This is a genomic window from Synechococcus sp. H55.11, assembly GCF_047462475.1.
Lineage (GTDB): Bacteria > Cyanobacteriota > Cyanobacteriia > Thermostichales > Thermostichaceae > Thermostichus.
Genome location: NZ_JANSJI010000287.1, coordinates 46,499 through 53,092, shown reverse-complemented (window position 1 = coordinate 53,092; position 6,594 = coordinate 46,499). Strand labels below are relative to the sequence as shown.

Here is a 6,594-nt window from a genome sequence, read left to right as displayed (position 1 = left end):
GCGCGTTCGCGACAGCGTTGCGTAGCAATAATGACATAGAGAAACGTTTCATTGCTGTTTGAAATGACTATCTCTTGCGTAGGTAGGATCCCGCTTGGCTACAGAACTCCCATGCAAGGGTTGCGATAGTCAGCGGGAGTGTCAAAGCTGAGCTGCGTGTTTTGCCTATGCAGGAGTGCTCATGGAAGGCTGGAGTGTTTGTCAACCATCTCGGCTAGAACAGCAGCGTGCAGAAGCTGGTCAACAGCAACGTCACCGCCGTCAAGAGCAGGCTGAAGCTCCACAGCCACAAGGCAGCAGCCAGCAAAATCCCGATGACCCAGATGAGCAGGGCATTCCAGTAGGGTCGGTTGGGGGCTTTGGAGACGTTGATTTTTTGGAAGAAGGGCAGCAGGATAAACGCCACATCCAACAGCAGCCGCGGCAGCCGCAAGTCCTGGGGCAGGGGCAGATCCCGCACCGCCAGATAGAGCAGCCCCCAGCTCAACAGAAGGGGGATCAACAACAGGTAATTGGATTCGGCCAGCAGCGGTCGCTCCACCACCAGCGGAAACAGAGGGCTGATCCCCCAGCCCAGATAGAGGTAAAAGTCGAACTTCAACAGCGGCTGCAACAGAGGGGGCAGGCTGAGGCGCTGCAGGTGTTGTTGAATCCTATTCCCCTGAGCTCTGACTCTCTGGCCCCCAGATCCACCTTTTCCGGCTGAGGCCGCCCGCCAGCCGCAGTGGTCGCAGTAGGGGGACTTATATCGATAGGCCGGGATCGGCTTGCCACAGGCGGGGCAACGCTGGATCGGACGCGGTTGAGAACTCATGACCATCCGCACTCCTTCTGCTCTAGCATGCCCCAATTGTCGTCAGTTGACTCCCAGGGCAAACGACAAGGTGATACACGCTGCTCCCAAAGCAGCGCCGGCAATAACCTGAACAGGCGTGTGGCCCAGCAACTCCTTCAGGTAAGGTTCTTGGAAACGATCGGCGCCCTTCTCTTCAAACCATTCTTCCAGGAGACGGTTCAGCACCCGCGCCTGCTTGCCGGCGGCCTGGCGGATCCCAGCAGCATCGTACATCACCACCAAAGCAAAAACCACCGTCGCCGCAAACAGCAGGCTGTCCCAGCCTTCCTGGATCCCCACCCCCACCGACAAAGCCGTCACCAGCGCCGCGTGGGAGCTGGGCATCCCCCCCGTCTCCACCAAGACCCGCAGGTCGAGCTTGCCCGACCGCACATAGGCCAGGATCAGCTTCATGGCCTGGGCCAAACCACTGGCCAGCAGAGCAACCCAGAGGACGTGGTTGGCCATCAACTGTTGCAGCATAGAGCTCTCCGGCACCAGAACGCGACCAGGGTCTTTAACAGGGGGACAGGGATCCCATCTGAATCTTGTCCTTTTGTCCTGTCCTAATGCTGACGGCGAGTGATGAAATCTGCCAGGGCCAACAGTGGCTCGGCCCGGGATCCGTAGGGGCGCAACGCCTCCTTGGCCGATTGGATCAGCTCCTCGGCTTTTTGCCGGGAAGCCTCTAGGCCCAACAAGCTGGGGTAGGTGGCTTTGGCGGCAGCTTGATCCTTGCCTGCCGTTTTGCCCAGTTGCTCGCTGGTGGCAGTGATATCCAAAATGTCGTCCACGATCTGAAAAGCCAAGCCAATGTCGCGGGCGTAGTGGCCCAGGCGGGCCAGCAGCTCTTCATCAGCCCCTGCCAGGATCCCGCCTGAGACCACCGAGGCTTCCAGCAGAGCGCCCGTCTTGTGGCTGTGGATGTACTCCAAAGTTTCCAGGGAAATGGCTTTGCCCTCCGACTCCAAATCCACCACCTGGCCCCCCACCAAGCCGGTTGCCGCCGCTGCGTGGCCAATGCGGGCAATGACTTGCAGCACCAACTGCGGCGGTACCCCCTGAGTTTGGCTGGCAATATGCTCAAAGGCAAAAGCCAGCAGCGCATCTCCCGCCAAGATGGCAATGTCTTCGCCGAACACCTTATGGTTGGTGGGTTTGCCGCGGCGAAAATCGTCGTTGTCCATGGCTGGCAGGTCGTCATGGATCAGCGACATGGTGTGGATCATCTCTAGGGCGCAGGCAGTGGGCAGGGCCTGCTCCACGGAGCCGCCGGCCAACTCACAGGCCGCCAGACAGAGGATCGGCCTCAGGCGTTTTCCCCCCGCCAGCAGGCTGTAGCGCATCGCCTCGTAAATGCGCTCCGGATAGGCGGGAACCAGAGCTGCAGAAAGCGCCTCTTCCACCTGTTGCTGACGCCGGCTCAGATAGACTTTCAGGTCAAAGGTTTGGGCAACCAAGCGGGGTTTCCTCTCAACTCGGCAATGGGGGGATCCCTGTCGAGTAGTTCTACAACAGGCTTGCAAGCCGACATTATCTCATGTCCACTCCAGGTCGGGATCCCTGCTTGAGCCGCTAAAACTCTATCTTGATACCCTGCACGCGGCGGCATAGGGGATCCGCAAGCTTGCGCTAGCCGTCCCCCCAATGTCAGGATGCATTAAGGATCTTCAGCCGGCTTGGTCTTCTTATGTCCCACTCATCTGCTCAGCTTGGCGATGGCGACCGTCTGCTGCGGGCGGCCCGTGGGGAGGTGCTGGATCGTCCTCCGGTTTGGATGATGCGCCAGGCGGGGCGCTACATGGCGGTCTACCGTGAGCTGCAGAGCAAATACACCTTCAAGCAGCGCTGCGAGATCCCGGAGCTGGCGATTGAGATCTCGTTGCAGCCGTTTCGCGCCTTTGCCCCCGACGGCGTCATTATGTTCAGCGACATCCTCACCCCCCTTGAGGGCATGGGGATCCCCTTTGAGCTGGTGGAGCAGCAGGGGCCGATCATCGACCCGCCAATCCGCTCCCAGGCCCAAATCGACCAAATCCGTCTCTTAGAGCCGGAAGAAAGCCTGCCCTTTATCAAGACCATACTCAGCACCTTGCGCCGCGAGGTGGAAGGGAAGGCAACGCTGCTGGGCTTTGTCGGCTCCCCTTGGACCTTGGCCTGCTACGCCGTAGAGGGCCGCAGCTCCAAAGACTATGCCCATATCAAGAGCCTGGCCTTCACTCAGCCGCAGATGTTGCATCAGTTGCTGAGCAAGCTGGCGGATAGCATTGCCCGCTACGTGATCTACCAGATCGAGTGCGGTGCCCAGGTGGTGCAGTTGTTTGACACCTGGGCTGGCCAGCTCAGCCCCGGCGATTACGAAGCTTGGGCCTTGCCCTACCAAAAGCAAATTGTGGATCAGGTGAAAGCTCGGTATCCGCAGGTGCCGCTCATTCTCTACATCAACGGCAGCGCCGCTTTGTTGGAGCGGGTGGGCAAAGCTGGCATCGATGTCTTCAGCCTCGATTGGATGAGCGACATGGCCGAGGCCAGGGCCCGCCTGGGATCCCTGGCGGTGCAGGGCAATCTCGACCCGATGGTGTTGCTGGGATCCCCGGAATTCATCCAGCAGCGCACCCTGGAGGTGATTCAAAAGGCGGGACCCCGCGGCCACATCATGAACCTGGGCCACGGCGTGCACCACACCACTCCGGAGGCCAATGTCCATCACTTTTTCGAGACGGTGCGCCAATCGGCAGAGCTGCTCAAAGCTCTCTAGCCGTATAGAAAAACCCCTTGACTCTAGGAGTAGGGTTTGCCTTACGAGCCAGGGATCCCCGGTGTACATCAGCGTCATCATCCCCACCTACAACCGCCGTCCCATCTTGCAGAAATGTCTGCAGGCTTTGGCCCAGCAGCAGCCTGGCCCCTACAACGGCTACGAGGTGGTGGTGGTGGACGACGGCTCCACCGACGGCACGGTGGAATGGCTGCAGAGCCAGCCGCCAGATTTGCCGCCGATAAAGCTTTTGTGCCAAGAACACCGCGGCCCTGCTGCCGCCCGCAACCTGGGGTTTCGCCATGCCCAGGGATCCATCATTGTTTTTATCGACAGCGACCTGGTGGTGGTGGATCATTTCTTGGCCGCTCATGCCCAGATGCTGCGGCGACACGGCGTCAAGGGGGATCCCAGTTCGCTCCAGGAAGCCAAGGTCTTCACCTATGGGCGGGTGATCAACACCTGCAATTTCCAGGATCCCTGCTCCGAGCCCTTCAAGCCCACCGATTTTTCGGCAGCCTTCTTTGCCACCGGCAATGTGGCCATCGCCCGCCATTGGCTGGAGCGGGCTTGTGAAACCCCTGCCGGCCCCTTTGACGAGCGGTTTCACCTCTACGGCTGGGAAGACCTGGAGCTGGGGGTGCGGCTGAAGCACCTGGGCCTGCGCCTGGTCAAGTGCCCCCAGGCCACCGGCTACCACTGGCATCCGCCCTTCGAGCTAGCGCAAATCCCAGCCCTCATCGAGCGGGAGCGGCAGCGGGGCCGCATGGGCATCCTCTTTTACCAAAAGCACCCCACTTGGGCCGTGCGCCTGATGATCCAACTGACGCCTCTGCATCAATGCCTATGGGGCCTGCTGTCGCTGGGGGGCTGGCTGAACGAGAAGCGGCTAGAGCCGCTGCTGCGCTGGTTGATCCGGCAAGGCCGCTCGCAGTTGGCCTTGGAGCTGTGTCGGGTTTGCTTCCTCAACTGGTACAACGTCCAGGCGGTTTACGAGAGCTACAGAGCAATGAAAGCCCGAAATAGCGGGATCCACCTGTCCTGAGCGCTCACCAGCGTCGGATAGGTCAGCCGGCCATAGTCCTTGCCGGGGATCAACGGCCTTCCGGGATCCGGGTCAGCAGGGCCAAGGGGCTCCCAAACGGCGCCGGCCCCCTTGACGATGGCCCACACCGCCGCCACATCCCAGATCTTGGGTGAGCGTTCTACCGCTCCCAAAAGGCTGCCGCTGGCCACCGCCAGCAGGTTGTAGGCAGCGCCCCCCAACATCCGCGCTTTGCAGGGAAATTGCGGGCTAATCCAGTGGCTGCTGCGGGAGCAAAAATTAAACAGTTGGTTGGGGCCGGGTGGGGCGGTGCTGGGGTGGATGGGCCGAGGACGGACGGGATCCCGGTCGTGGCGGATGAGAAAAGCTCCTGCCGGCGCATCGCCCGCAAACTGAGGCCAGTAGCCGTAAAAAGTCTGGCGGATGGGCGGCAGATGCACACAGCCAAACACGGGCACGCCCCAGTGCAACAGCGCCAGCGAGCTGCCCCAGATGGGGATCCCGCGGGCAAAATTGGTGGTGCCATCCAAGGGATCCACCACCCAGCACCACTCTTCCTCCGGGAAAATGTGGTTGGACTCCTCGCTCAGGTAGCCGTGAGCCGGATAGGCCGCGGCAATTGCCTTTTGAAACGTGTCATCTGCCCATTTGTCAGAAGCGGTTACCAAGCTGCCGTCCGCTTTTTCCGTAGAGGAGGCCTGGCCAAAGTCTGCCAAGAGCTGCGATCCGACCCTTGCCGTGGCCTGCAGGGCAAACTCGGTAACCTCCAGCCAGAAGGGGGAGGGAGAGGCGGTTTCACAAAGAGCACCCATGCCCCAATCCTAGCGGGATCCCCAGCTTTTGGGGCGAAAAAGGTTGGCAATGGCAGCGGATCCCTCACAAACAGGTCTTGCGCCCTCAAGCTGACTAGAATCATTTAGGTAAGTCCTCTCCTCGGCTGGCCGTCCTCCTCCATGAACCAGCGCCTCATTGGACAACTGATCGGCAACCGCTACCGACTGACCCACCACATCAGCGAGGGTGGCTACGGCAATGTGTTCGAGGCGGTGGATACCCAGTTGAATGACGAGCCGGTGGCCGTCAAGTTGTTGCGCCCGCCGCCGCCAGACATGGAGCCGGAGTATTACCAGCAACTGCAGCAGCGCTTCCTGGACGAGGCCAGGGTCAGCGCTCTGTTGGGCGAGCACCCCAACATTGTGCAGGTGCGCTCCTATGGCCTCTACCAAAACCAGCCCTACCTGGTGATGGAGTACCTGAATGCCCAACCCTACACCGGCCAGGGGTTGGACTATGTGTTGGCACGGGAAGGCCCCTTGCGCCCAGAGCGGGTGGTGAACTTGGCATTGCAAATTTGCTCGGCCCTGCACCACGCCCACAACTTTCACATGGATCTGGGCAAACACTCGATTCGAGGAGTCATCCACCGCGATATCAAGCCCAGCAACATCTTTGTGCAAAAAGGGCCCGACGGCAAGGAACGGGTCAAGATCCTCGACTTCGGCATTTCCAAGCTCATGGGGGAGACCTCCCGTGGCCTGACGCAAACCGGGTATTTTTTGGGCACGATGGTCTATGCTTCCCCGGAGCAGATGCGGGGAGAGAAGCTGGATGCCCGCTCCGACATCTATTCGCTGGGGGTGGTGCTGTACGAGCTGTTAACCGGTGCCCTGCCCTTCGAGCCGGAGACCGATACCCTGCAGGGCTGGTACCACGTCCACAACTTCCAACAGCCCCGCCCCTTTCAAGACCATCCGCTGCCCCACCCCATCCCTGAGGCTCTGGAAAGGGTGGTGCTGCGTTGCTTGGAGAAAGACCCTGCCCTTCGCCCGGCCACCATGGAGGAGCTGGCCCAGCAGCTCCGAGCCGTCTATGGGGATCAGATCCCGCCTCCCGCCTCCTCGGCTCCTCCTCAACAGGTTTCTCTTCAGCGGATCCCTGCGGGGTTTGGCCAGCAGG

General features: G+C 60.7%; 7 protein-coding genes. 3 read left to right on the top strand and 4 right to left on the bottom strand.

Features of this window, described 5'->3' with window-relative positions; translation table 11 throughout:
- Positions 1-214 precede the first annotated feature (214 nt).
- The 3 genes from NW853_RS11680 to crtE form a co-directional block, all read right to left on the bottom strand.
- Complete coding sequence (locus NW853_RS11680; RefSeq protein ID WP_414335757.1) at positions 215-814, bottom strand: hypothetical protein; 600 nt, start codon at positions 812-814, stop codon at positions 215-217.
- 42 nt (positions 815-856) lie between these two features.
- Positions 857-1,318, bottom strand: coding sequence for a divergent PAP2 family protein (locus NW853_RS11675; protein WP_414335755.1), 462 nt, complete (start codon positions 1,316-1,318; stop codon positions 857-859).
- A gap of 83 nt (positions 1,319-1,401) precedes the next feature.
- Entirely contained in the window at positions 1,402-2,295 is an 894-nt protein-coding gene (gene crtE, locus NW853_RS11670) for a geranylgeranyl diphosphate synthase CrtE (protein WP_414335754.1), read from the bottom strand.
- Positions 2,296-2,525: 230 nt separating this feature from the next.
- Between crtE and hemE the strand changes: the two genes are divergently transcribed.
- Positions 2,526-3,593, top strand: a complete 1,068-nt coding sequence (gene hemE, locus NW853_RS11665; protein ID WP_414349087.1) for a uroporphyrinogen decarboxylase — start codon at positions 2,526-2,528, stop codon at positions 3,591-3,593.
- A gap of 61 nt (positions 3,594-3,654) precedes the next feature.
- Positions 3,655-4,638, top strand: coding sequence for a glycosyltransferase family 2 protein (locus NW853_RS11660; protein WP_414335750.1), 984 nt, complete (start codon positions 3,655-3,657; stop codon positions 4,636-4,638).
- On the opposite strand, the gene NW853_RS11655 is transcribed toward NW853_RS11660, so the two are convergent.
- Entirely contained in the window at positions 4,593-5,450 is an 858-nt protein-coding gene (locus NW853_RS11655; protein ID WP_414335749.1) for an inositol monophosphatase family protein, read from the bottom strand. The two genes, NW853_RS11660 and NW853_RS11655, sit on opposite strands and share 46 nt — an antisense overlap.
- Positions 5,451-5,591: 141 nt before the next feature.
- Here NW853_RS11655 and NW853_RS11650 point away from each other — a divergent pair.
- A partial coding sequence (locus NW853_RS11650) for a serine/threonine protein kinase (RefSeq protein ID WP_414349086.1) occupies positions 5,592-6,594 on the top strand: 1,003 nt, incomplete at its 3' end.